This is a genomic window from Polaribacter sargassicola (assembly GCF_021991835.1).
Taxonomy (GTDB): domain Bacteria; phylum Bacteroidota; class Bacteroidia; order Flavobacteriales; family Flavobacteriaceae; genus Polaribacter; species Polaribacter sargassicola.
The window spans coordinates 186,338-211,510 of record NZ_JAHDAU010000006.1 but is presented as its reverse complement, the minus strand read 5'-3'; the positions used below and the strand labels follow the sequence as shown (position 1 = coordinate 211,510).

20 protein-coding genes are annotated in these 25,173 nt (G+C 28.5%); 14 read left to right on the top strand and 6 right to left on the bottom strand.

Going from position 1 to position 25,173, the window contains the following annotated elements:
* Window positions 1-118: 118 nt before the first annotated feature.
* Window positions 119-1,489, top strand: coding sequence for a tetratricopeptide repeat protein (locus KI686_RS11435; protein ID WP_237589444.1), 1,371 nt, complete (start codon window positions 119-121; stop codon window positions 1,487-1,489).
* Window positions 1,490-1,551: 62 nt separating this feature from the next.
* Here KI686_RS11435 and KI686_RS11430 read toward each other — a convergent pair whose 3' ends face one another.
* The 5 genes from KI686_RS11430 to KI686_RS11410 form a co-directional block, all read right to left on the bottom strand.
* Window positions 1,552-2,772 (bottom strand): SGBP N-terminal domain-containing protein, encoded by a 1,221-nt coding sequence (locus KI686_RS11430; protein WP_237589443.1) that lies wholly within the window; start codon window positions 2,770-2,772, stop codon window positions 1,552-1,554.
* Between the two features lie 16 nt (window positions 2,773-2,788).
* Entirely contained in the window at window positions 2,789-4,153 is a 1,365-nt protein-coding gene (locus KI686_RS11425) for a PQQ-binding-like beta-propeller repeat protein (RefSeq protein WP_237589442.1), read from the bottom strand.
* A 12-nt stretch (window positions 4,154-4,165) separates the two neighbouring features.
* Complete coding sequence (gene uvrB, locus KI686_RS11420) at window positions 4,166-6,154, bottom strand: excinuclease ABC subunit UvrB (RefSeq protein WP_237589441.1); 1,989 nt, start codon at window positions 6,152-6,154, stop codon at window positions 4,166-4,168.
* Window positions 6,155-6,183: 29 nt separating this feature from the next.
* Entirely contained in the window at window positions 6,184-8,898 is a 2,715-nt protein-coding gene (locus KI686_RS11415) for an FIDD domain-containing protein (protein ID WP_237589440.1), read from the bottom strand.
* A 607-nt stretch (window positions 8,899-9,505) separates the two neighbouring features.
* Window positions 9,506-14,113, bottom strand: coding sequence for a T9SS type B sorting domain-containing protein (locus KI686_RS11410; RefSeq protein WP_237589439.1), 4,608 nt, complete (start codon window positions 14,111-14,113; stop codon window positions 9,506-9,508).
* A 231-nt stretch (window positions 14,114-14,344) separates the two neighbouring features.
* Between KI686_RS11410 and KI686_RS11405 the strand changes: the two genes are divergently transcribed.
* The 13 genes from KI686_RS11405 (at window position 14,345) to KI686_RS11345 (ending at window position 24,759) form a co-directional block, all read left to right on the top strand.
* The gene (locus KI686_RS11405) at window positions 14,345-14,935 is read left to right on the top strand and encodes an NUDIX domain-containing protein (RefSeq protein ID WP_237589438.1); all 591 of its coding nucleotides are present in this window, start codon (window positions 14,345-14,347) and stop codon (window positions 14,933-14,935) included.
* 58 nt (window positions 14,936-14,993) lie between these two features.
* A complete protein-coding gene (locus KI686_RS11400) occupies window positions 14,994-16,685 on the top strand; it encodes a hypothetical protein (RefSeq protein WP_237589437.1) in 1,692 nt (563 codons plus the stop codon).
* A 267-nt stretch (window positions 16,686-16,952) separates the two neighbouring features.
* A complete protein-coding gene (locus tag KI686_RS11395) occupies window positions 16,953-17,318 on the top strand; it encodes a DoxX family protein (protein ID WP_237589436.1) in 366 nt (121 codons plus the stop codon).
* Window positions 17,305-17,712: an OsmC family protein gene (locus KI686_RS11390; protein WP_237589435.1), complete on the top strand. Its 408-nt coding sequence runs from the start codon at window positions 17,305-17,307 to the stop codon at window positions 17,710-17,712. The genes KI686_RS11395 and KI686_RS11390 overlap by 14 nt, the downstream gene beginning before the upstream one ends.
* Before the next feature lie 112 nt (window positions 17,713-17,824).
* The gene (locus KI686_RS11385; RefSeq protein WP_237589434.1) at window positions 17,825-18,358 is read left to right on the top strand and encodes an NADPH-dependent FMN reductase; all 534 of its coding nucleotides are present in this window, start codon (window positions 17,825-17,827) and stop codon (window positions 18,356-18,358) included.
* 3 nt (window positions 18,359-18,361) lie between these two features.
* On the top strand, window positions 18,362-18,610 hold the full coding sequence (locus KI686_RS11380; RefSeq protein ID WP_237589433.1) for a glutaredoxin family protein: 249 nt from the start codon (window positions 18,362-18,364) through the stop codon (window positions 18,608-18,610).
* Window positions 18,611-18,612: 2 nt separating this feature from the next.
* On the top strand, window positions 18,613-19,050 hold the full coding sequence (locus KI686_RS11375) for a MarR family winged helix-turn-helix transcriptional regulator (RefSeq protein WP_237589432.1): 438 nt from the start codon (window positions 18,613-18,615) through the stop codon (window positions 19,048-19,050).
* A gap of 41 nt (window positions 19,051-19,091) precedes the next feature.
* Complete coding sequence (locus tag KI686_RS11370; RefSeq protein ID WP_237589431.1) at window positions 19,092-19,961, top strand: pirin family protein; 870 nt, start codon at window positions 19,092-19,094, stop codon at window positions 19,959-19,961.
* Window positions 19,962-20,035: 74 nt separating this feature from the next.
* A complete protein-coding gene (locus KI686_RS11365; protein ID WP_237589427.1) occupies window positions 20,036-20,743 on the top strand; it encodes a pirin family protein in 708 nt (235 codons plus the stop codon).
* A 115-nt stretch (window positions 20,744-20,858) separates the two neighbouring features.
* Window positions 20,859-22,883 carry an NADPH-dependent 2,4-dienoyl-CoA reductase gene (locus KI686_RS11360; RefSeq protein ID WP_237589424.1) on the top strand — a complete coding sequence of 675 codons (2,025 nt, stop codon included), beginning with the start codon at window positions 20,859-20,861 and terminating at the stop codon, window positions 22,881-22,883.
* A 73-nt stretch (window positions 22,884-22,956) separates the two neighbouring features.
* Window positions 22,957-23,526 (top strand): hypothetical protein, encoded by a 570-nt coding sequence (locus KI686_RS11355; RefSeq protein ID WP_237589419.1) that lies wholly within the window; start codon window positions 22,957-22,959, stop codon window positions 23,524-23,526.
* A gap of 54 nt (window positions 23,527-23,580) precedes the next feature.
* Window positions 23,581-24,573 (top strand): UDP-3-O-(3-hydroxymyristoyl)glucosamine N-acyltransferase, encoded by a 993-nt coding sequence (lpxD, locus tag KI686_RS11350; RefSeq protein WP_237589412.1) that lies wholly within the window; start codon window positions 23,581-23,583, stop codon window positions 24,571-24,573.
* Between the two features lie 30 nt (window positions 24,574-24,603).
* Window positions 24,604-24,759 carry a hypothetical protein gene (locus KI686_RS11345; protein ID WP_237589411.1) on the top strand — a complete coding sequence of 52 codons (156 nt, stop codon included), beginning with the start codon at window positions 24,604-24,606 and terminating at the stop codon, window positions 24,757-24,759.
* Here the strand turns inward: KI686_RS11345 and KI686_RS11340 are convergent.
* Entirely contained in the window at window positions 24,750-25,052 is a 303-nt protein-coding gene (locus tag KI686_RS11340; RefSeq protein ID WP_237589410.1) for a hypothetical protein, read from the bottom strand. The two genes, KI686_RS11345 and KI686_RS11340, sit on opposite strands and share 10 nt — an antisense overlap.
* Window positions 25,053-25,173: the final 121 nt, after the last annotated feature.

The window sequence follows — 25,173 nt, the reverse complement described above, 5'->3', positions numbered from 1 at the left end:
TAATGATTAAATACGTTTAGATTTAATGTTAACTAAATTGTTAAAAAGAAATTTTAATACACAGATGGTATTATTATAGATATATTACCTTTATTATACTAATTCAAATACATAGTTTATGTCTCTATTAAAATTTGAATCCATGCTTAAAACCAATGCAGTTTATTTTTTTGATTTGGTTGAGTTTGAAGAAATAATTATACACTATTTAGATGCTGGTAAACATGCTTTGGCTAAAAAAGCAGTAAAATTAGGATTACAACAACATCCTACATCTGTAGAGTTAAAACTATTACAAGTAGAAATTTATATATTTGAAGATGAGTTGGATAAGGCGTTTGTTTTGCTGAATATTATTGAGCGTTTAGAACCAAATAACGATGAAATTTTTATACAAAGAGCAACTATATTTTCTAAAAGAGGAAAACATAAAGAAGCTATAGAGTTATTTAAAACAGCCTTAAAATTTACAGATGATAAGGTAGATGTTTGGTCTCTTTTAGGGATGGAATATTTGTATTTAGATGATTTTAAAAATGCACGATTAACGTTTGCTAAATGTGTAAATGTAGATTCTGAAGACTATCCAGCTCTTTATAATGTTATTTATTGTTTTGATATGGATGAAGAACATGAAGAAGCAGTAGAGTATTTGTTAAACTATATAGATAACAATCCTTATTGCGAAATAGCTTGGCATCAATTAGGAAGACAATATTATGTTTTAAACAAATTTGATGAAGCTTTATCTTCTTTTGATTACGCTGTTATAATTGATGAATCTTTTGTTGGTGGATATTTAGAAAAAGCAAAAACATTAGAACAATTAGAGCGTTACCAAGAAGCGATAGATAATTATTTAATTACACTAGAGTTAGATGATGCAACTGCTTTTGTTTACATAAGAATAGGGGAGTGTTATGAAAAATTAGAAAAATATAATAACGCTATTTCTTTTTACAAAAAAGCTGTACATGAAGATCCATTGTTAGATAAAGGTTGGGTTTTGTTAACCAATTTATACTATTTGCAAAAAAAATATGAAAAAGCAGCTTATTATTTATCTAAAGCTTTAAAAATTGATGAAGATAATTTTTTGTATTGGAGAAGTTATGCTCAAATTAACTTAAAATTAAATTTTTTTGAAGAAGCTATTACTGGTTTCGAAAATTGTTTAGAATTAAAAGATGATTCTCTAGAGATTTATATAGGTTTATCGGATGTTCTATTTTTTATAGGAGAATTTGAGCGATCTTTAAGAGTGTTGATTAAAGCAAAAAAAATACATGAAAAAGCAGCAGAAATAGAGTACAGATTAGCAGGTTTGTTTTTTACATTTAGTAAAGAAAAATATTCGATGAATCATTTAATAGCTGCTATGAAAATTGATTACGAATACAGTATTGTTTTAAATGATTTGTTTCCTGTTTTTTACGAAAATAAAAAAGTGCAAAATCTTTTAAATGATTTTAAAAGTACAAATAAATAAGACTAATAAAAAATTAAAAAAAGCCTCAATAACATTGAGGCATTTTTGTTAATTAAGACGTTTTAGAATATAGTTGTAAATGATTCTCCTATTCTTCCTTCTGATCCCCAAAAGGTAATTGTTTTATCTCCTGGTGAGTTTCCAAAATATGCAGGAAATAGATAGTAATAATCAAGAGTTAATGTAGCTTGAGTTTTATCTACATTAACGGTATAATCATAGTTTGAAGAATTTTGTATTAGAAAAATAGATCCATTTGATGGTATTGCAATTGTCTCTGTAATATTTTCTCCAGTAATTATTAAAATATCATTATAAGAATAAGAGTCTTGGTTTAATGAGATAAATTTAGGAGCATTTTCTGCGCTTATATCTATAGAATAACCAGATTCTATTTTTAATGTATTTGTTTCATATATTATTTTATAATTATTATAGGTAGGTATATTTTCTGGAATCATTGTATTTATATTATATTGAGTAATTCTTTCTTGAGTAGAATAACTATCATGGCTTAAAATGTTTATTTCATATTTATTAGTACCGTCAAATAAATAAATTTCAGCACCAGGTTGATCCATATTTAAAAATTGTCCTGTAATACGCATATTAGCTCTAATATAGTATAGAGGAGTTGTTGAACTATAATTATTAAATTTAGGCATATTAACAATTACAGTATATTCTGTTGTGTCTCCATTTTCTGCAGTAACGATATAATTAATAGGGTTTTCAAAGTTTTGAGGAATTGAAATATCTGGAGAAATTGTAGCGTTTTCAGAAATAGATATTGCTGGTAAAAGAGAGCTTTTATCTAACTCACCCATATTAAAATTAATAACTTTTGTATCTTGATTAATTTCAGCATCAATAGTTTCATTTTCAACTAGAACAGAAAATGAAAGTATTTTACTCTCAGTATTATGAGGTCTATTATTAACTATGACTCTATAGATATTTGTTTCTCCATTTTCTGCATATACCGTATAAGCTACTTCATTATTAAAGTTTTGTGGTTCATCTTCAGAAGGAGATATGGTGGCATTTTCAGAATATTCTATTGTTGGTTTTATTGAAGAAAGTTCAGCTGCAACAAGATTAAATGTTATTGTTTTACTTGTTTGGTCTATAGTGCCATTTATGTTTTCTCCGTCAATACTAAGAGAGAACGAATTAATATTATTTAATTGACTTAAAACAATTGGTAAATCTGGTTCATCTTCTTTAGAGCATCCAATTAGAATAAATAAGGTATAAACTATTGTTGTAATTTTTTTTATCATTTTTATGTATTTAAGTTTAATTTTTTAATCCATGAGAACTAGGATATATTACAGTATCACTATTTCCAATAACTATTGTTGGTGAACTTATGATAGAATTTGCTCTTTGTATTTTCCATTCTAATTCACCTGTATTTGAATTAATTGCATAGAAATTATTGCCCCAGTCACCCATATAAACAGTGTCTTCATAAACAATTGGAGAGGTAGTTGTATTAGAACTTAAATCATATTTCCATTTAAGGTTACCATTTTCAGCGTTTAAACAAATTAATTCAGCAGTTCCGTTATTAGAATAACCAATATAAATACTGTTGTTATATATAAAAGGAGAGGTTTGTATTGTTCCTTCTGGGCTATATGTCCATTTGATACTTCCATTATTTTCGTGTAAAGAATAAAGTGTATTGTATGTTCCGGTTATTATTGTATTTTCAAATATTGTAGGAGAAACTATAAACGTATTATATCTTCCTAAATCTATAGTCCAAATTTTGTTTCCGTTATTTCTATTAATGGCATAAAAAACACCATATGAATCCCCAATGTATATATTATCATTATTAATTAAGGGGTTAGTATAAAATTTATTACTTGCATCCAAACTTAAACTCCAATCTGTACCTCCTGTAACCTTATTAATAGCAAACAAATGATCATCATTTCGACTACTTACAAATATTCTTGTTTCATCTATAGATAATGTAGCATTATAATCGAGGAAACTACGATCCCATAATTTTTCTCCTGTTTCAATATTCACACATTGTAAATCACTAACATCATTAAAAGCATATACATTAATATTATCTGTAATAATATTCTTATAATAGTTGTAATTATTGCTAGGGCTGCTTGTCCATTCAAGTTCTCCTGTAAGTATATTTATACCATTAAGTCCATCTACACCAGAAAAAATCATGTTTTTGTATGTTGTGTGTGCTTCTCTTATATAGGTGTCAGATTCCCATAAGGTTTTATTTGTTATTAAGTCATGTGCTATTAATTTCCCAGAAACGTCAGAAAAGAAAAGTATTTTGCTTTTGGGGCTTTCAATAGAAAAATCTAATTCAGAAACTCCACCATTTTTGTCAGTTGCAATAATCTTACCATCATATTTATTATTATATTCTAATGGTAATGTACTTGTTGATAGGGTTGTTTTTTCTATTAATATAGAGTTGATGTATAAACTATAATATATTATATCTTCATCAAGATCTATAACATCATTCCAATTTAAAGTAACGACATTACCTTGAAAACTAATTTCTTCTAATTTTAATTCTCCAGGATTAGAATTTACAAGGGAAATATCATCATCATTTTTTGAGCAAGAACATATAATTAACATTATAAAATAAAGTATTATTTTCTTCATAGTTTTTTTAATTTATAAATTTTCTTTTAAAGCGGCAATTTCATCACGCAATTGTGCTGCTACTATAAAATCTAAGTTTTTTGCAGCGGCTTCCATTTGTTTACGTTTTTCTCTAACTCTTTTTTCTATTTCTCCTTTTGGTAAATATTGTAAATCTTGTTCTGCTGCTTTTTGTACAGCATTGTCATAGTGATAACTAGAAACTGCAGATTTAGACAACGTATCATCAATTTTTTTGTTGATTTGAGTAGGGATAATATTATTTTTTGTGTTGTATGCTATTTGTTTTTCTCGTCTACGTTCTGTTTCGTCAATAGTTTTTTGCATGCTGTTTGTCATTTTATCAGCATATAAAATTGCCAAACCATTTACATTTCTTGCTGCTCTACCAACTGTTTGTGTAATAGATCTGTGCGAACGTAAAAAACCTTCTTTATCGGCATCTAAAATAGCCACTAAAGAAACTTCGGGTAAATCTAAACCTTCTCTTAAAAGGTTTACACCAATTAAAACATCAAACAAACCTTTACGCAAATCTTGCATAATTTCTACACGTTCTAAAGTATCAACATCAGAATGTATATAACGACAACGGATATCTACTCTCGTTAAATATTTGGTTAATTCTTCTGCCATTCTTTTGGTTAAAGTGGTTACCAAAGTACGTTCGTCTTTTTCTACTCTTTGTTGTATTTCTTCAATTAAATCATCAATCTGATTTAAACTTGGGCGAATCTCAATTACAGGGTCTAATAAACCTGTAGGACGAATTACTTGTTCTACAAAAACACCTTCTGTTTTTTCTAGTTCATAATCTGCAGGTGTTGCAGAAACATAAATAATTTGATTTTGTATGGCTTCAAACTCTTCAAATTTTAAAGGTCGATTGTCCATAGCTGCAGGTAATCGGAATCCGTATTCTACCAAATTTTCTTTTCTACTTCTATCGCCGCCGTACATTGCGTGTGTTTGTGGAATTGTAACATGACTTTCATCAATCACCATTAAATAATCATCCGGAAAATAATCAATTAAGCAGAAAGGTCTTGTTCCTGGATTTCTTCCGTCTAAATAACGAGAATAATTTTCAATTCCAGAACAATATCCCAACTCACGAATCATTTCTAAATCGAATTCTGTACGCTCTTTTAATCGTTTTGCTTCTAAATGTTTGCCAATTTCATTAAAATAATCGACTTGTTTTACCATGTCTTCTTGTATTTGATGAATGGCATTTTGTAAAACATCAGGAGATGTAACAAAGAGGTTTGCAGGATAAATAGTTAACTCATTAAAACTTTCTAAAACGGTATTACTTTCTAAATCAAAAGATTCTATTTCTTCAATTTCATCACCAAAAAAATGAACTCTATAACCGTTATCTCCATAAGATGGATAAATAGTTACAACATCACCTTTAACTTTAAAGGTTCCACTTTTAATCTCTACTTCTGTTCTAGAATATAAACTAGTAACTAATTGATGTAGAAACTTTGTTCTTGAAATTTGCTGATCTACATGGATAGGAATTACATTTTTCTTAAATTCCGTAGGATTTCCAATACCATATAAACAAGAAACTGAGGCAACAACTAAAACATCTCTACGACCAGAAAGTAGGGAAGAGGTTGTGCTTAAACGTAAGCGTTCTATATCATCATTAATAGATAAATCTTTTTCTATGTATGTACCTGTTACAGGTATGTATGCTTCAGGTTGATAATAATCATAGTAAGAAACAAAATATTCTACAGCATTTTCAGGGAAAAACTGTTTAAATTCTGAGTATAATTGTGCAGCTAATGTTTTATTATGCGCTAAAATTAACGTTGGTTTTTTTACTTCTTTAATAACATTGGCAACAGTAAATGTTTTTCCTGAACCTGTTACACCTAATAAAGTTTGAAATTTTTCGCCAGCATTAATGCTTTGCGAAAGTTCTTTTATTGCTTGTGGCTGATCTCCTGTTGGAGAGAATTCTGAGACTAACTTAAATTCCATAATGTAAAAATACGGATTGAAATATAAATTTAATTTCTAATTAAGCTAAAATTTCCAGTTTCTTTAATAAGGTTATCATTTATGTCTATAATTTCTGCGATAAACCAATAATTATTAGAAGACATTAGTTTTCCGTTTGATGTTCCATCCCAACCGAGAGAAGAAAAATCTGTAATTGAATATAGAACTTTTCCATATCTGTCAAAAATTATAATTTTTACAGATTTAAACTGCGCATCAGTTAAACCATCTACATTCCAATAATCGTTTTTACCATCACCATTTGGAGTGAAAAAATTTTTAAAACCAATAACAGTAATATTAGTTTGTGCCGGTTGCTCACAATTATTAATATCTCTAATATATACGGTGTGTAAACCTGGATTTACTTGAGTAAATGTGTAAGATGTACTGTTACCAGAGAAATTATTATTGTCTAAAGAAAATTCATAACTGCTATTACCATCAATATTAACTTCTATAGTGTTGTTGTTTTTATCTTCTGTATTAGCAATAACTGAATAAAAAGTTGGAGGGTCTGGGTTTATAACTGAAAATTCTTTGGTGTTAGAACAGGTAATTCCATTTTCTGTCTTATATACAGTTAGTGAAAATTGACCAACTTTATTTAAAGTAAAATCTTTATTTGTACTAATAATGTTATTTAAACTATCTCTCCACTCATAAGAATCATTACTAATATCTGCAGTTAATGTAATTGGGTTTACCGTTGGGTTAAAGCAAATTGTGTAAGAATTTTCTAAATCTATTATAGGTTCTGGATTTACAATTAAATTTATAGGAACTATACCACTGCAGCCCAAATTAGGGTCTTGAATTTTAACATAGATAGTGGAAGATTGATAGTTAATTTGGTTTTCAAGTTGATTTAAATTTGTTTGTGCATCAACATATGAAGGATAAAATTTTACAGTATTAACAGATGGAATTTGTAGTTGGTCTCTAACTTTAATTTCTAATTCGGTTAAATTAAATGTTCCTAAATGATTACCATTTTCATCAATGTCAGTTTTACAAGTATAATAATCAGAAACATTACCAACAGGAATAAAATTTGCAGTTACGTTAAATGTTGTAAAGTTAAAACAACCATTTTTGTTGATGGCTTTTACAAAAATTTGTTGATTAGGTACTGTGTTGTTAAACATTTCTGGATTAGATATATTATTATCCATATCCATATCATCTTGGCTTAAATAAAAAATAAGTTCTTCATCTAAAGATGTATCTGTAATCTTTTCTGCAATAAAATTTAGATTAAATGTTGCCAAACCATCTGTATCATTATCACATTCAAAAAGTTCTTGATTAGGTTTTAAGTTGGGTAGTTCGTATGCAGTAACTATTTCAAAAACCTTAATTATAGTATTGTCACTTAATGTTAAATCAGCAATAACTTTATACTCACCAGGAGCGTCATATTTGTGAGTTGGGTTAAGATCAAATGCAGTTATACCATCTCCAAAATCCCATTTTATATCTTTTATATCTATGTAGGATGTTGCTGTAAAAGAGAAATTATCTACATAACATTGGTTGTTGGTAAGAATTCTTGAAACAAAATAACTTTGAATAAAATTAGGTAAGCCTAGGGATAATTCTCCGTGATTTATGGTTAGATTTTCTGTAAACTCACATTCTATTCCTAGTTTTTCTGGAAAGTTAATAACACCTATTGTTTTAGAAGCTACGTTAGTACCTTTATCTTGTAATGTTGCGTAAATTTTTCCATCAGAACCTATTTGTAAACTTCCAGCATTATAAAAAGGAGAAGTAAATATTGGTGTTCCTAAAAAATCTTGACTAGGAAGACTTAGGTCTAATTGTAAAATAGTATAGTTAGAACTAGAAGAAGAGTAAAATAAACTAGAATAATAGAGTATTTTAGAATCTTGAGAAAATTCTACACCATAAGGTAGATAACCAGAAGTAAAGTTAACTTGAGTGTTTATAAATTTATCTTTTGTTAAAACTCCAGTTTCGTTATCAAAATTATATGTAAAAATAAAAGAACCATTTGTAAATGCAATTTTACTACCATCTGGAGAAAATTTCATTTGGCCAATTGGAGTTGAAATTCTACTATAAACTTCATCATTTAATCCTGTTGTTACTACAGGCACTTGAACCCCATTATCTGTTACCTTAAATGCATACATTGTACTATTATCTTCTTTGTCATATGTTGGGTTACCATTTGTTACTACCCATACATCTTTACCATTTTTATGAAAAGTTGCAGTAATTTTTTCTGATGTAGAACTAATTAATCGATGATTTTTATCTATTACTTTTCCTGAAGGATAAGAACTAGAAATTTCAATCTCAGAATAATATAAACCAGAAGTGTAAAAAGGTGAAGTAAGGTCTTCTTTTCTAGTTGTAAATAGATAAAAGTTAGTGTTGCTATTTGGTTTAGGAACAATTAAAGATGATTGTGAATTCGTTTTTTCTCCAACTATATCATTACCATTTTCCATGATTAAATGCTTGTTGTTCCATACAGTGTTTCCATCAGAATAAAATAATAAATTACCATTCTCATCAGATATACTGGTTGATCCATTAGAGGCATTCATGTTACTATCTGATAGAATAGTAATATCTCCTAAATTAAAATTTAGTGCAGCTTTATTACCGAAATACCAATTGTTTGTTTGTTTTTGAGCATTTAATAAAAAAGAAAAAGATATAAATAGCGTTAAAAAGAAATAATTTTTCATATTTATTTTCTTATGAGGGAGAAAGTGCCACTTTCTTGTATAATTTTATCATTAATAATTTTTGCTTAAAAACAATAAGAATTTAAGCTAGAGAGTTTTCCATTAGAAGTATCTACTCAACCAAGAGAAGAAAAATCTGTAATTAAATGTAAAACTTTTCGATATCGATCAAATATAGTAATATTTATAGATTTAAACTGTAAACTATTTTAGGCTTTCTGCATTTCAATAATCGTTTTTACCATCACCATTTGGAGTAAAAAAAAATTAAAACCAATAACAGTAATATTTGTTTGTGCCGGTTGCTCACAATTATTAATATCTTTAATGTACAGTATGTAAACCAGGGTTTACTTTAGAAAATGTGTAAGATGTACTGTTACCACAGAAATTATTATTGTCTAAAGAAAATTAAAATTCATAAACATTTGGTTTGTATGTTTTTGATAACGTACCTATACTATGAATTCTATTTGCAAATTTAGAATTACTTATTTCTCCTGTTTCATTAATAAAGTTTTTTTAAAACTTAGTTGGTAAAATTTGTTAAAAAATAAAAACAGACCATTTAAAAACAATATCAGAAGAGTTTTTTTAAGATAATAACTTATTTTCTTAAGAGTGAAAAATGTCCTTTTTTATTAATTATTTTTTTTGTGTCATCTATAGAAGTTAATGTTACTGTAAACCAATAATCATCAGAAGGGAGTATTTTGCCATTGTAAGTTCCGTCCCAGCCATTACTGTCAACCGGTATTTTTGATATTAACTTTCCGTATCTGTTAAAAATATTAATATCGCTGGTTAAATACAAATTACTTGTAAGCCCTTTAATATGCCACGTATCATTTTTACCATCTCCATTTGGAGTAAAGAATTTAGGGAATTGAATTACAGAAACTACTAATTCTGAAGAGCCACAACCATTTTTGTTTTCAACTAAAATGGTATAGATACCTCCTTCAATATCTTCAAAGATATTACTGTCTTGGTAGTTTCTGATTATAACACCATTTTCATTTTTTAAAGCGTATTGAAATTCCTCGTTAATAGTTGGGTTTGTTGGTATGTTTATTAGAATACTTAAGTTAGCACTAATACTAGAAATGTCATCATAAATAGTTACATAACTTTCTTCTAAAATTTCAAAATCGGATTTTAAAACGGTAATTGTTCTTTCTTTAGAACAAAATGTTCCTGTTTTGCTGTATGCAGTAACTGTATAGTTTCCGCCTTCTGTAATTTGTATTTCATTTGTGTTTTCATTTAAAGAAACTCCATCTTTAGTCCATGTGTAATCATAGTCATTTAAAGTAGTTGCTTTTAATATATAAGGTATGTTTTGAGCACAAATGATAATAGGTTCGTTTGGAGCTTCTCCTTCAACAGAAAAAGAAGGAATCTCGTTTGTTTTTAGATATAATTGACCAATTCCTTCGCAATTATTATTGTTTTTATTTTTTATTTTGATGTAAATAGTTTGATTAAAAGCATAAGAAATGTCTTTATTATTTCTGTGATGAGATATGTCTACTATTTCATTTATAGCAGCATCTCGATCGGTTGAAGTTTCATAAAAAAAGACTTCGATATCACTTTGGATGTCTGTAGGAAAAGTATTTATAATTTCTTGACTTGCTATACTAAAATCAAAAAAAGTAATTCCGTCTGTTTCAGAGTTATTTATAGAATCATTCCCATTTACATCTAAAAAATCATCACATTCTTCAAATGTTTTATCGTAAATAACATCATTAACATAAGAAGCTGTAACAACTATTTTAGCAATAGAATAACAACCTTGTTCAGAAATTACTCTAACACCTGCTTCTGCATAACCACTGGTTACAGGATAGTTTTCTATTTCTGATATTATTTTAGAAACATCACCATTAATAGCATCTGTTTCGGTTTCATAATACTCGAAAGTAATATTAGAATCTGTAGAAATGTTTACTTCTGCTTCGGTAAGGTTTACAATAGTATTTTCATTAGGATTGTCTGTACATTGTTGTAATACTACTAAACTATTTATAATTTCTGGTGTTGAATTAACGGTTAGTATAATTGCATCTGGTGTTATTAAATTACAAGAATTTCCTTCTTTTTTTAGAAGAACTTTAAATTGATAATTATCTAACGTTGTAGATGTATTACTAATTAATAGTTTAGATGAAGTTACATTACTAATAGTTGTACCATCTATAATTGTGTTTTCTAAAATATCTGTAAAATTTAAACCGTTATCTGTAGATATTTGCCATTGAAATTCATCGGCATTACTATCTATTTCTAGTTGATTTGTGTCGTTTTCGCAAAAAGTAGCATCACTAAAATTAGTAATTATAATTGGAGCAGAATTTAAATAATTAGTATTAGGTGTTGTATAGCCATTAGAGTTTTTAACCTTTCCGTTATCATCAACATCTAAAGGATTTGGATCTAATTTACCAAAGCCATTACCAGTAAAACCGGCTTCAATAACATCAAAACAATTATCACCATCAGAATCTAAATCAACAAAATCAAATAAATTATCTCTATTAGCTTCTACAATAGATGAGGTATCAGAATTTTTTATTGATGTTTTTAAAATGCCAGAATCAGTATATGTTTCTAATGTGTTTAACAATCCATTTACACCAACATTTGCTGAGTTTGCAGTATCAATAATTCCATCATTATCACTGTCTAAATTCCCGTTATCAGTTTCTATTATATCATAAATACCATCGTTATCAGAATCTACATCTAAGTAATTAGGAATTCCGTCTTCATCTGTATCTTGATTTGCTGTTATTGTGTTAAAAAGATCATCTAAACCATCTAAATTAGTATCTGTATTTGTTAAAGAAACATCTTGAGCGGTAGATTCATAAAAATCAGGAATTCCATCATTATCAGAATCAAGATCAAACATATCTTCAATTCCGTCTCCATCAGAATCTCTAGAATAACAAGTAATTTGTATGTTTCCATCAAATGTTGATGATGTTGTAATACCTGTAGATTGATGTTTAAAATCTAATTGAGTAATTTGATTTGCTAAAAATTGAAAAGTACTTGCGGTAGCTGTGGTATTAGATTTGTATTTAAATTGTATTTCTGATGCAGAAATATAAGTAATACCAGATTCATATTCTTCTGTAGAAAGATTATAGATTAATAATTGATCATCAGGATCTAATAAAGTAACGTTTTTGTCTAAATCTACTTTTAGTATAAAATATTCTTCGTTAGTAATTACATGATCTAAAGTTGAGTTTTGAGTAAATTTAAAGTTTATTTTATCGGTAAAACTTAATTCGTATTCTAGATAAGAATCTGTTGTAGGGTTAATAATTGATGTAAAGTTTCCGTTACTATCTCCTGTAAATGTGTTAGATGTAGAAGAAGCATCAAAAATTACAGAAATATTATTGTTAGTAGAATTATCACTAAAAATAATATTTGGATTGTTAAAGTCTGTTATATCTAAATTAGCATTTCCAATAGATTCATCACAGTTTAAAATTCCATCATTATCAATATCAACATCAATATTATCGATAATTCCATCGCTATCATAATCATCAGGGCAAATACTAATAGGTATTTCTACAGATATAAACTCTGTATTTGTACAAACTATTTTACCAACAAGCCTATATCTACCAGGTTCTGTTTCTAACGGTTTGTAGCTATTATCTGTACTTTTTTCATCCCAAGTTGAAGTAGTTTCGTTGTAGTATTCCCATTTTATACCTCCATCAAATAACTCGGTATTTGCAGCTTCTAAGGTTATGTTAGGTATACAATTACCCAAAGTGCTAATAACTGTATTAAAATTAATTTCTGGAGCAGAAGGAAAACCAGAATAAAAAGCACCAGAAGAAGCAGAATTATTTTGATTAAAATACGCACAATACAATTCTCCGCTACTTTCTATGGAAATATTACCAGATAAATTAGTTACCTTATAAGTGTCATAAGTACCGGAATTAGCAGTATTAATAGTAAAAGGGCCAGAAACACCACTGTAAGTATTAATTAAAGCACCGTTTATTTTAACTTCAGAACCTGTATTAGTTACAATAGACACTCCACCTGTAAAAATTGTGGAACCAATATCTTCAATATTAGGTATATTATCTACTTTTCCTCTGTTTTCGCAACTTAAAGGAGGTACAAAAAATAAACCCTGATTTGCTTCGTTATTATTTGCACCAACACCTTGGTAAGCAAAAGTTGGTCTAGAAGTTTGTACATACATATTTCCATTAGAATTGTAAATATTACCTTCAATTAAATAATAATCGCCTGCGTTTAATGTTGTAGTTGCTGTAGTATTTTCATTAATAAATATTTCGGTGTTATCTTCGTTAGCAACAATTAATACGTTTTCCCAATTATTAGAACCATCACCTTTAACAAAAATGTATTCGGTACCAATTTTATCTTCACCAACAATTTGATCAATTCCATAATCTCTACCGTTTCCGTTATGAAAACTACCGTTTGCAGAACCAATGTTGGTAACAATTGGTTTGTCAGATTTTATTAAAGTACCTATTAAGGCATCTCTATTTATAGTGCTTTCATCAGAATTTACAGCAACAACATAACTTTCTCCTTCGTTTAAGTTAACAGAAATAGGTAAAGTACCAGAGTAATTCTTTATTGAAATACCTGTAGGTAAATCAGAAAATTCTATTGAAGTATTATTTTCTGTAGCCATTACAGAAATAAAACTTAGGTAATTGTCTTGTGGGGCTTCGTTTGTAAACATACCTGCTCTAAAAGAAGTGCCTAAAGCAGAAGCACCTTTGCTAACCAAAGCACCAGCTTGCGCATTAGAACCGCCCAAAACACGTATAGAAACATAGATAACATCGCTAGCTTCTATTATATACCCTTTATTGTTATAAACAGAACTTGTGGTGTTAGAATCTACAAAAAGTTGACTATTTCCTATGCCAATATATATTTCTTTGGGAGAGGTATTTGTAACAACCCCAGTAATATTATTACTAGAACCAATTTGTGTTATGGTATAAGTCACATTTTGATTACTAGGTGTAGAAATATAAAAATATTGATTTTCTGGATTTGCATTACCATTTTCAGCATAAGTCAATGGTGGTATAAAGTGTTTTTTACTTAACTGAGCTTCTAAATTTTTTACACATATTAATAGTAGTAAAGTAAAAAATATAGATAATTTAGAGTTTAACATAAGGGGTTAAAAAAGGGTACAACGGTTAAAAATAATAATAAAAGCGATAGAAAATAATATTGTTATTAAATAATTAGACTATTGGTAGAGAAAAAGGTTTAATTTTATGTTAAAATTAAAATAATATTGATTTTTTAATCGAGAAAAAATAACGAAATTGCTTGTTTAAATTTTTAATTTAAAACAAAAAAATAATAGAAGTAAGCTTACTATTTAGCAATAAAGAATAAAATGGAAATTAAAGAAAAAATAAGTAACGTAACTACTAAAGTAGTGTCTAATATTTGGGCTAAATTAGAACAAGTAAGTTTCGATTTTACTTTTAAAAACGGAAAAACAGAAAGATTAACGCATGAGGTTTATGGTAAAAATGATGGTGTAGCAGTTTTGTTGTACAATTCTAAATCAAAAAAAGTTATATTATCTAAACAGTTTAGAATGCCAATTTTTGTTGCAGGGGTTAATAATGGTTTTTCAATAGAAGTGTGTGGTGGTGCAATTGATAAAGGAGAATTACCTGAAACAACAGTAATAAGAGAAACTAAAGAAGAGGTTGGTTATCATATTTCTAATGTACAAAAAGTATGTACAACTTTTTTATCTCCTGGTTTAATGAAAGAGCAAGTTCATTTATTTATAGCGGCTTATAAAGATGAAGATAAGTTAGATAAAGGTGGTGGTTTGGCTTCTGAAAACGAAGAAATAGAAGTTTTAGAAATTTCTTTTGTAGAAGCTTTAAAATTGATAGAAAATGATGAAATTATTGATGCCAGAACCATTATGCTATTACAATATTTACAAATAAATAAACTATTAGAATAAAATATATAGTTATTAAAATACAAATTTCTCTTTTTAGAGAATTTAAATATGATTTATCATGATAAAAAATTACTGGAATAAAGGGGCAAAACAAAAGAAAAGAGTAATCATTTTTTCTTTCATTCTATTAATTTTATTGTTCTTTTTTAGAGACGATTATCAACCAGCATTATTATTTTTTAGAAAATACATTTTTATTTTTCTACTATGTTTTACAGTTTTTTTCTTTGGTTTTAGAGGCCTTATAAAATCTACAGGGTTTTTAAAAAAAGTAGTAAGTTTCTTAATAATGATTGTTTTTTTTGGTGCAATTTATTTTATTGGTTTTCCATACAAAATGTACGATTATATGAAACTCTATAGCGTTTTTAATGACTTAAATCGTATAGAGATTGTAGAACTTCCTTTAACACAAAACGAAAGAATTCAGCCTTTAAGAAATATATTTTCAATGGCAAACGAGTCTGTAGGAGAAACAAAAGATGTTTCTATGCCAAAATTAGTAAGAGTTGATGGTCAAAATAAATGGACTATGGCTATTCAACCAACAGAAAAATATGTTTGGCAAGGTATAAAAGACAATACAGAAGAGGTTTTTTCTGTATCTAGTACAACACCTTTCCCGCGTTTTTCATCAGAAAACAGAATTCCGGTTACATTTTCAATAGGAGAATCTTTAAAATTTAGTAGAAATACTTATAACGCAGTTGTGCAACGTTTTAACCCTTGGATGTTGTTTAATTATGAGCCAGGCGAAACTTTTTACATGAAAAACGATCAAGGCTCTTGGGTTGAAGTTGTTAGTTTAATTAAATGGAAAGGTTTCTTTTTTCCTTATCCAACATTTGGTGGAGTAATGGTTATTGAAAATGGAAAACACGATTTTAAAGATTATTTAGAGCGTATGATTATTGGTAAAGGAACCTATATATCACCAAAAGAAATTAAAAACCATAAATATTTAGTTAAGCAAAATATATTAGCACAAAAAGTATCTCGTTTACAAGCAGAAAGTTTAAAGTTTTTGGCAGGTTTTTCAGATCCTTTACCTTGGAATAAGGAAACGGCAGTTAAGATTCCTAATTTACCAAACGGTCAAAATCAACAGCCATTTGTAACAGATTTTAATTTTTCTGACACAAAAATTGGTGCACAAAACGGTTTGTATCATTGGTTTGGTTTAGAGCCTGTTAGCCAAGAAAGAACTAGCTTGTCTTTTAGTGTTTTTATACCGGCAGATGGTACAAATGAGCTTTATTTTTACGATCATGCCTCAAAAAAACAAGGTTATGCAGGGGTTTCTGCAATGCCTTTAAAGGTAAAAGAATCTAAAAAAGAATATGATTGGAGCTCTAATACGCCAGTAGAATTTAGACCATATATTAAAAATATTGCAGGTAGAAAACGCATGTTTTTCTTGGGTACAGTTTCTACAATTAATAACAATAATCCTACACAATTTGATGGCGCTGCAACACCAGATTTGGTATTGGTAGATAGTGAGTATAGAGATGCTGTTTGGATTAATGCTAAAAAACCAAGTACTTGGAATGAGGATGTTTATAATCAATTAAACGAAGCTTGGCGTACCAGTGAAGGAGAAAATTTATACTTTGAAAAAGAAAAAACAATTGTCGAAAAAAATCAACAAATATTAGATTCTATAAAATTACTTTCTAAACAAAATTTAGACGCTATGGCAATAGAAAGGCTGCAAAGTAAAATAGATTCTATTAAACTTAATCAGTAGCTTTAGAAGCTATTTCCTGCTTTTATTACTCGCTTTTTTTATGTGTAATTAATCTTAACTATTTATATTTTATTAATGTAGATACATTATTGAAATATATGTCTAGTAAATTTTAGCAAAAAAAAGAGCTCAAACATGCCATTCAATCAGGGCTAAACCTATCAATTAATTTATTGCATTAAATCGAGTTAATTATTTCCTTGGATTTATTTTCCTTGGTAAATAAAATATTTATTTGTAATTTTGTAAAGAATTTAAAATCATAATATGAAAACTACTAAAATAATTTATTACTTATCTACGGGGCTATTATCTATAATCATGCTTTTTTCTGCAGGTATGTATCTTTTTAACAATGAAATGGTTTCTGGTTTTTTTATAGACTTAGGCTATCCAACCTACATAATTTATCCGTTAGCGATAGCTAAAATTCTAGGATTAATTGCAATTTGGTTTATAAAAAGTAAATCTTTAAAAGAATGGGCATACGCAGGTTTTTTCTTTGATTTTGTTTTGGCTTTTGCAGCACACTTTATGGTAAAAGATGGAGGACATTTATCTGCATTAGTAGCAATTGTTTTGTTATTAGTATCTTATTTTACACATAAAAAAATTATAAATGAGCAACGCTAAAAAAGTATCTGTAGTTTTAACAAATAAAAACTATTTAGCAGAGGCACAAGCAAGAGATCATTTTTTAACATTAGATGAGCCTGTTGCTGCAGGAGGTGATAATAACGGACCAACACCTGTAGAATATTTGTTAACTGCAGTAGGGGGTTGTGTTTCTATGACGTTAAGAATGTATGCAGAAAGAAAAGGTTGGGATGTTGGTAAAATAACTGTAAACCTTTATCAGAAACAAAAACAAACATCAGAAGGATTAAAAAAACGGTTAGAAGAAGAAATTTCTTTTGAAAAAGAAATATCAGAAGATCAAAGAAAAAGATTATTAGTTATTGCAGGTAAATGCCCGGTAGCAAAAATGGTAAAAGGAGAAACCGAAATAATAAGTAGTATAAAATAATTTTTTAAAAAGTTTTAAGATTAAATTTTTCAGATATAAATTAAAAATCGTCAGATAGATTAATTTTTATGAAAAAGAAAATTTTAAACAAAACAAATTAAAAAGTAAAGAAATGAAAAAAATATTAGCCTTTGCAGGAAGTACAAGTTCTACATCAATAAACAAAAAATTAGCAACATTTGCTGCAGAAAATTTAGAAAACACGTCTTTTGATGTGATTGATTTAAGAGATTTTAATCTACCTATTTATAGTGAAGATGAAGGTAAAAAAGGTTTTCCAGAAGATGCCAAAAAATTTTCTGCTCTATTAGATAATTACGATGGTTTTATATTGTCTTTAGCAGAACATAACGGAACGTATACAGCAGCTTTTAAAAATATTTTTGATTGGGCTTCTATATTAGAAGTAAAAGTTTTTAGAGATAAACCTTTATTATTAATGGCAACATCACCAGGAGAAATGGGTGGGCAATTTGTTTTAGCAGCAGGAGAACAACGTTTTACAAGACAAGGAGCCAAAGAATTATTAACTTATTCGTTACCTAGTTTCTATGATAATTTTAAAGAAGGCAAAATTGTAGATCAACAATTATTAGATTTATTAAAAGTACAAGTAAACAAGTTTGAAGCTTTAGTAAATCAATAAAAAATGAAAATAATTTTATATGGAAGAGCGGGGCATGCATATACAGTTGCATTTAAAAATTTTTTAAACTCAACAGATGTGCCTTATGTTTATAAAGATATTTCTAAAGATGTAGCAGCAAGAGAACACAGTAAAGAACTGTATGATGGTGTTGCAAAATATCCAACTTTATTTGTAGATGATCAAGTGTATTTAACACCTACAACAGAAGAATTTAATAAAATAATGCAAGATATTAAGTTAAGAGCATAGTTATGGGAGATATTTCTAAAGATATTAACTCTAAGTTTATTAGCAACAAAGTAAAAGCTTTAATCAATATAAAATATACCGCAAATTGGTTAAGTAGTAAAGAAACAGAATTTTTTAAACCTTACGGAATATCGCCGCAACAGTTTAATATTCTAAGAATTTTACGTGGTGCAAAAGATAAAATTAAGGTGCAAATTGTAAAAGATAGAATGATAGAAAGAGCACCAAATGCAACACGTTTAATGGACAAGTTGTGTGATAAAAATTTGATTGAAAGAGAGCGATGCGAACATGATAGAAGAGTTGTATATGTTAAAATTACTTCTCAAGGTTTAACTTTATTATCAGAGATTGATGAAGTTCAAAAAACACCTTTTCTAGAAAAAATATCTGAAGAAGAAGCTATTGTTTTAAGTGATTTACTAGACAAGTTAAGGTAAAAATTAGCTGTATTTATTGCGCAAAAGAATTTATTAAAATTATGAAGACATTAAAATCAATAGAACATAAAGTAGCAAGTCCGTTAGTAAATATGGGGCCAATTAAATTGCGTCAACCATTACCAACAAACGGAATAGAAAATGTAGATCCTTTTTTGTTACTACATCATTATGGTCCTTATGCAATTTCAGAATTTAATAACTCTTTTGATTTAGGACCACATCCACACAGAGGTTTTGAACCTATAACTTTACTTTTTAAAGGAGAACAGTTGCATAGAGACTCTTTGGGTAATGAAATGGTTGTAAAAGCTGGTGATGTACAATGGACAACTGCCGGACGAGGTATTATTCATGCAGAAGGGCCAACCAATGAGTTTGTAAAAAAAGGAGGTGAATTAGAAGGGATTCAATTATGGTTGAATTTGCCTAAAAAAGATAAAATGATAGCTCCAAATTATCAGCATTTAGAAGAAAATAGAATTCCAAAGGTTTTTTCTGAAGATAAAAAAGTACAATTAAATATTATTGCTGGTCAACAAAAAGATGTATTAGGTTTGATAAAAACCCAAACAGAAGTAAATGTTTTTACTGCAAATATTGATGAAGAAGGAGAAATAGAAATAGAAATTCCGCAAAACCATAAATCTTTAGTTTATTTATTAGATGGAGAGGTTTTGGTAAATAATGACACTATTGTATCAAAAGGAAAAATACAAATGATTACCTTTAATCAAGACGGAACTACATTTTTATTAAAAGCAACTAAGTTAAGTACTGTTTTAATTTTATCTGGAATACCTATTGAAGAAAAAATTGCACAATATGGCCCTTATGTAATGAACTCTCAAACAGAAATTTTAGAAGCTATGAGAGATTATCAAGCAGGTAAAATGGGGTATTTGTATTAATTAGATTAGTAAAATTTTAGTAGGTTACTAAAATATAATCATCAACCTAAACCAACAAAATAATTTTAAAAATAATGAAAAAAACAATTCACGAAGCCAATTCAAGAGGATATGCAAACCATGGTTGGTTAAAATCGTATCACACTTTTAGTTTTGCCAATTATCAAAATCTAGAAAGAATGAATTTTGGAATGTTACGTGTTTTGAATGATGATGTAGTTCAGCCTAAAATGGGTTTTGGTACACATCCTCATAGAAATATGGAAATTATATCTATTCCAATTTCTGGTGCACTTTCTCACAAAGATAGTATGGGTAATCAACGTTCTATAGAAGTAGGAGAAGTACAAGTAATGAGTGCTGGTAGTGGTTTAACCCATTCAGAATTTAACGATAGTAAAACTGATGAGGTTAATTTTTTACAACTTTGGATAATTCCAGAACATCAAGAAGTTGAACCTTATTACAATCAAAAACATTTTGATATTACAGAGCGTAAAAACAGGTTTCAGATTTTAGTATCACCAAAAGACAAGCAAATTAAAGGTTCTTTGCCAATAAATCAGCAAGCATATATTTATTTAATAGATATGGAAGAGAATTATTATACAGAGTATGATCCTAAAAACGGAGCTTATTTTTTCTTAATTGATGGTGAAGTAGAAATTGCTGATGAAAAGCTACAAAGTAGAGATGCAATTGGTATAGAAAATGCTGATAAAGTAATGCTTAAAGCATCAAAAGCTAGTAAGTTGTTAGTAATTGATGTGCCAATGAATTAAAAATTACTATATTATTTTAAGCCAAAGAATATATTTCTTTGGCTTTTTTTGTTTAAAAAAATAAGTTTATCTTGCAAAGTATTATGCATGCATAGTAAATTTGATTTTTAGAAATATGAAATACAAGTACATTTTTGAACCCTTAGACTTAGGTTTTACCATTTTAAAAAATAGAATTTTAATGGGGTCTATGCATACGGGATTAGAAGAAGAAAAAAATGGCTTAGAAAGAATAGCTACTTATTATGCAGAAAGAGCAAAAGGAGGAGTAGGTTTAATTGTTACAGGAGGAATATCACCAAATATACAAGGTTGGACAGCACCATTTTCTGCAAGAATGTCTACAGAAAAACACGCTTTACATCATCAAAAAATAACAGCAGCAGTACACAAAGAAGGCGGAAAAATATGCATGCAAATTTTACATGCAGGTCGTTATGGTTATCATCCTTTTAACGTTGCACCATCAAAAATAAAATCGCCAATAACACCTTTTAAACCTTTTAAATTAACCAAAAGAGGGATTAAAAGAACTATAAATGACTTTGTAAATTCTGCTGAATTGTCTAAAATGGCGGGTTATGATGGCATAGAAATAATGGGCTCTGAAGGTTACTTAATCAATCAATTTATTGTAAAAAGAACTAATAAAAGAACAGATAATTTTGGAGGAGAATATGAAAATAGAATCCGTTTAGCTGTAGAAATTGTAAAACAAATAAGAGCATCTGTTGGTACTAATTTTATTATTATTTATAGATTATCAATGTTAGATTTGGTAGAAAATGGTAGTTCTTGGCAAGAAGTTGTACAGTTAGGTAAAGAAATAGAAAAGGCAGGAGCAACGATTATAAATACCGGCATTGGTTGGCATGAATCTAGAATTCCTACAATTGCAACTTCGGTTCCAAGAGCAGCTTTTACTTGGGTAACAAAGAAAATGAAAGAAGAATTATCAATTCCGTTGATAACTTCTAATAGAATAAATATGCCAGAAACTGCAGAGAAAATTTTATCAGAAGGAGATGCAGATATGATTTCTATGGCGCGTCCTTTTTTGGCAGATCCAGAATGGGTAAACAAAGCGAAAGAAGAAAAAGAAGATGAAATAAATACGTGTATTGCATGTAATCAGGCTTGTTTAGATCATGTTTTTCAGCAAAAAGTGGCAAGTTGTTTGGTAAACCCAAGAGCTTGCCATGAAACTGAATTAAATTATTATCCAACAAAAAATAAAAAGAAAATTGCAGTTGTAGGAGCAGGACCTGCAGGCTTATCTGCTGCTACAAATGCAGCAAAAAGAGGTCATTTTGTTACTTTATTTGATGCAAGTAATGAAATTGGTGGGCAATTTAATATTGCAAAACAAATTCCTGGTAAAGAAGAGTTTTATGAAACCTTGCGTTATTTTAAAAAACAAATAGAAATTCATCAAGTAAATTTAAAACTGAATACAAAAGTTTCTACTGAAGATTTAAAAGATTCAGATTTTGATGAAATTATAATTGCTACCGGAATTAAACCAAGAGAACTTAAAATAGAAGGTATCAATCATCCAAAAGTACTAAGTTATATTGATGTTTTAAAATATAAAAAACCAGTAGGAAAACGTGTTGCTGTAATAGGTGCGGGTGGTATTGGTTTTGATGTTTCAGAATATTTAACACATACAGGAGAGTCTACATCACAAAATATAGATGCTTGGTTAAAAGAATGGGGAATAGATAAATCCTTAGAAGCAAGAGCCGGAATAGAAAATGTAAATCCAAAATTTGAAGCTTCACCAAGAGAGGTCTTTATGTTTAAAAGAAGTAAAGGTAAATTTGGAGGGAATTTAGGTAAAACAACTGCTTGGATTCATAGAGCTAATTTAAAAAAGAAAAAAGTACAATTTATAGGTGAGGTTTCTTATACCAAAATAGATGATAAAGGTTTGCATTATATACAAAATCAAGAAGCAAAAGTTTTAGATGTTGATAATGTGGTTGTATGTGCAGGTCAGGTTCCTTTTAAAGAATTATACCAACCTTTATTAGATTTAAATAAAAAAGTACATGTAATTGGTGGTGCAGATTTTGCAAGTGAGTTAGATGCAAAAAGAGCTATAAATCAAGGAGCAAGATTGGCAGCAGAAATATAGTAAGTAAAAACATTAAAAAACAAGTTTTTTTTAATATTTGCATCTAAATTATAAAATTTATTAAATATTATTTATGAAAAACATGTTATTTATTGCAATGTTGTTAGTAAGTGTTCAATTTTATGCACAACCTCCAGGAGGAGGAAGAGGAGGATCTGGACAGAATCTACAAGGTACTAACAGAGAAGTTAGAGAATTTAAAGCAAGTGATGTTGCAGGTATTATTTATTATAATGAAAAAGAGGTTATAAAAAAACTAAAAATAAAAGAAGAGGATAAAAAGCTTTTAATGAGTAAAGAACTTCAAAACTATAATTCAAAAATTAAAGAAATTTCATTTTTAAATTCAGAAACATTTACAGAATTAAATGTTGTTGTAAAGGCTGCAATGAGTTCTGGTAATAGAGAAACAGCAATGAAAATGAGAAAAAAAGTTGAAGAGATAATTAAACCTGTTAGAGAAGAAGTTAGTTTACATGAAGAAGAATTAAATAAAAATATAGAAAGCATTTTATCAGAAAAGCAATTGAAAAAATGGTTAAAATATCAGAGTAATAAGAAAAGTAGTTTACAGCCAAGAATTTCTCAAAATAATGAAGAAGGAGCTAGATCTGGTAGAGGTAATGGAGGTAGAAGACAGTAAAATGTTTAAAATCAATATTAAAAGACTACATTTAGCAAAAAATAAATAAAAACTATGAAATCCTTCTCTGTTGAAGAAATATCTTCTTTAGTAAATGGCGAGCTTATTGGTACTTGTACAGAAAAAATATTTGCTCCAGAACAAATAGAAAAAGCTGATAAAGGGCAAATAACTTTTATAGGCAATTCTAAATATACACGTTTATGGCAAAAATCAAATGCAAGTGCAGCAATTGTATTTGAATCAATAAAAATTTTACCAGAAGAAGGAAAAGCTTTTATAAAAGTTAAAAACCCAGATTTGGCAATGGCTATTCTTTTAGAAGCTTTTGAGCCTGAATCTCCTTATTTTGAAACAGATGTTCATCCAACTGCTGTTATAGATAAAACAGTAAAGTTAGGCAAAGGTTGTAAAATTGGAGCTAACACATATCTTGGCAAAAATGTAGTTTTAGCAGATAATGTAACCATATATTCTAATGTATCTATTTTTGACGATACTGTTATCGGTAATAATACTACAATTTGGTCTGGTACAGTTATAAGAGAAAGAAGTGTAATAGGTAGTTATTGTATTTTTCATAACAACGTTAGTATTGGTGCAGATGGTTTTGGTTACAGACCAAGTGACGATGGTAGAGGTTTGGTTAAAATTATACATATTGGTAATGTTGTTATAGGAAATGCTGTAGAGATTGGTGCAAATTCTTGTGTTGATAGAGGTAAATTTAGTTCTACTATTTTAGGAGATGGTTGTAAGATTGATAATTTAGTACAAATTGGTCATAATTGTGTATTAGGAAAATGTTGTATAATGGCCGGAAGTAGTGGTTTAGCAGGCTCTGTTACTTTAGGAGACGGAGTTATAATAGGCGGAAGTGCTTCTATTAAAGATCATGTTACAATTAATTCTGGTGCTAAGGTAGGTGCAGGTTCTGGCGTTATAGCAGATGTTGCAGCTGGTAAAACAGTACTTGGTTATCCGGCTTGCGATTCTAGAGAAAAAATGAAACAATGGGTTGCATTGCGTAAAATTGCTAGAAATTAATAAAATCACCTTTCATAAAGAAAAAAAGTTATGAAAAAAATAATTTTTACATTAACAATTTTATATTCAATTTCTACAAGTTCTCAGAATTATAGTGATATAAAAAGCTTGCCACAAAAAGAAGTAGGTCAGGTTGTTCTTCATGCTAATGCGAGCTCTATGGCTGGTATTTTTTATTATGAATAAGAGAAAGTAATAAAAAAAATAAAAGCGAAAGATGAGGATAAAAAGTCTTTAATAATTAGCGGAATAAAAGAGTATAATAAAAGTATTGAAGAATTATCTAATTCTAATGCTAAAGAACTTTCTGATATTGATGTTATTATTAAATCTACAGCTACAATAAAAGACAATAAAGTTAAAGTTGGAGTTTTAAAAAAAGTAAATGTTTTTATAGAACCAATTAAAAATGAAGTTGATATTTTAGAAAAAGAATTAAATGATAATTTTAATACTTTCTTATCTGAAAAAGAGTTCAAAAAATGGATGAAATATCAAAATTATTTAAAGGAAGAAAATCAACCAAAAATTGCAGTAAAAAGAGTTTTACGTTATGAGCAGCAGACAAAAGTGATAAGAAATTAAACAGTTATTTAGAAC

Bases quoted from the DNA above. Each gene is read 5' to 3' on its own strand.
- lpxD (WP_237589412.1), top strand. From the start codon at position 23,581: ATGAAATCCTTCTCTGTTGAAGAAATATCTTCTTTAGTAAATGGCGAG.
- uvrB (WP_237589441.1), bottom strand. From the start codon at position 6,154: ATGGAATTTAAGTTAGTCTCAGAATTCTCTCCAACAGGAGATCAGCCA.
- KI686_RS11390 (WP_237589435.1), top strand. From the start codon at position 17,305: ATGAGCAACGCTAAAAAAGTATCTGTAGTTTTAACAAATAAAAACTAT.
- KI686_RS11405 (WP_237589438.1), top strand. From the start codon at position 14,345: ATGGAAATTAAAGAAAAAATAAGTAACGTAACTACTAAAGTAGTGTCT.
- KI686_RS11395 (WP_237589436.1), top strand. From the start codon at position 16,953: ATGAAAACTACTAAAATAATTTATTACTTATCTACGGGGCTATTATCT.
- KI686_RS11345 (WP_237589411.1), top strand. From the start codon at position 24,604: ATGAAAAAAATAATTTTTACATTAACAATTTTATATTCAATTTCTACA.
- KI686_RS11410 (WP_237589439.1), bottom strand. From the start codon at position 14,113: ATGTTAAACTCTAAATTATCTATATTTTTTACTTTACTACTATTAATA.
- KI686_RS11370 (WP_237589431.1), top strand. From the start codon at position 19,092: ATGAAGACATTAAAATCAATAGAACATAAAGTAGCAAGTCCGTTAGTA.
- KI686_RS11425 (WP_237589442.1), bottom strand. From the start codon at position 4,153: ATGAAGAAAATAATACTTTATTTTATAATGTTAATTATATGTTCTTGC.
- KI686_RS11375 (WP_237589432.1), top strand. From the start codon at position 18,613: ATGGGAGATATTTCTAAAGATATTAACTCTAAGTTTATTAGCAACAAA.
- KI686_RS11415 (WP_237589440.1), bottom strand. From the start codon at position 8,898: ATGAAAAATTATTTCTTTTTAACGCTATTTATATCTTTTTCTTTTTTA.
- KI686_RS11400 (WP_237589437.1), top strand. From the start codon at position 14,994: ATGATAAAAAATTACTGGAATAAAGGGGCAAAACAAAAGAAAAGAGTA.
- KI686_RS11355 (WP_237589419.1), top strand. From the start codon at position 22,957: ATGAAAAACATGTTATTTATTGCAATGTTGTTAGTAAGTGTTCAATTT.
- KI686_RS11360 (WP_237589424.1), top strand. From the start codon at position 20,859: ATGAAATACAAGTACATTTTTGAACCCTTAGACTTAGGTTTTACCATT.
- KI686_RS11365 (WP_237589427.1), top strand. From the start codon at position 20,036: ATGAAAAAAACAATTCACGAAGCCAATTCAAGAGGATATGCAAACCAT.
- KI686_RS11380 (WP_237589433.1), top strand. From the start codon at position 18,362: ATGAAAATAATTTTATATGGAAGAGCGGGGCATGCATATACAGTTGCA.
- KI686_RS11435 (WP_237589444.1), top strand. From the start codon at position 119: ATGTCTCTATTAAAATTTGAATCCATGCTTAAAACCAATGCAGTTTAT.
- KI686_RS11430 (WP_237589443.1), bottom strand. From the start codon at position 2,772: ATGATAAAAAAAATTACAACAATAGTTTATACCTTATTTATTCTAATT.
- KI686_RS11385 (WP_237589434.1), top strand. From the start codon at position 17,825: ATGAAAAAAATATTAGCCTTTGCAGGAAGTACAAGTTCTACATCAATA.